2 protein-coding genes are annotated in these 820 nt (G+C 40.4%); both read left to right on the top strand.

Annotated features, from left to right (window positions below):
- Positions 1-368 (top strand): PD-(D/E)XK nuclease family transposase (locus R2Q85_RS24550; protein WP_316814450.1); only part of this gene is annotated, 368 nt, incomplete at its 5' end.
- Between the two features lie 11 nt (positions 369-379).
- Positions 380-589: a hypothetical protein gene (locus R2Q85_RS24545; protein WP_316814449.1), complete on the top strand. Its 210-nt coding sequence runs from the start codon at positions 380-382 to the stop codon at positions 587-589.
- The last annotated feature ends 231 nt before the right edge of the window (positions 590-820 follow it).

Here is an 820-nt window from a genome sequence, read left to right as displayed (position 1 = left end):
TTGTGAAGAAGCCCGAGGATCTGGATACAGAATTAGATAAGTGGTTATATGCCTTGAAGCATTTAAAGGAATTCACCAAACGTCCTGAATACTTATCCGGCCCGGAATTTGATCAGTTATTTAACCTGGCTAAATATGCCAATCTAACAAAAGAGGAACGAGCTATGTACAATGCAAGTTTAAAGCGGAAGTGGGATAATAAGAATGTGTTGGATTATGCAGTTGAAACTGCTGTGCAAAAAGGCAAGGCGGAAGGCGAGCACAAAAAATCTATGGCGATTGCTCAGAAAATGTTGACAGCTAATGAACCATTGGATAAAATTATCGAATATTCCGGCCTAACGATCGAGGAAATCCAGTCCCTCTAATACCTCTACCCTTGGTCAAGCCAATAAAAGATCCCGAAAATCCGCTCTTTGTACTTACCGCTCCTGCCCAAAGAGCCTTATTACACTACCGCATTGATACGATAGAAAAGGTTGCTACTTATACCGAAAAGGAAATTCGGGCATTACTTGGCGTTGGGCCACAAAATATCCCCATTTTAAAATCACTGCTTCAAAAGTCAGGGCTTTCGTTTAAAGAGTAATAAAACATCCAATCCCTACCCCACTATTGACCAATACTGCGCAATTATGCAGCCCAAGAAAAGCGATGCTTAATTATCTCTTAACACACTTGCACGATTATTCACGATTTGAGTAAATATCTTTGCATACTGTTTGGTTAGACAGATTATTGAAGCCCTGGTTACCTGTGTCAATCTGGACATAGGTAATACAGGCACAAAGCTACGGATACCAGGATTTATGTTAGGATA

The sequence above is a fragment of the Pedobacter heparinus genome (assembly GCF_032678725.1).
Classification (GTDB): Bacteria; Bacteroidota; Bacteroidia; order Sphingobacteriales; family Sphingobacteriaceae; genus Pedobacter; species Pedobacter heparinus_A.
This window is presented reverse-complemented; position numbering and strand designations above follow the sequence as displayed.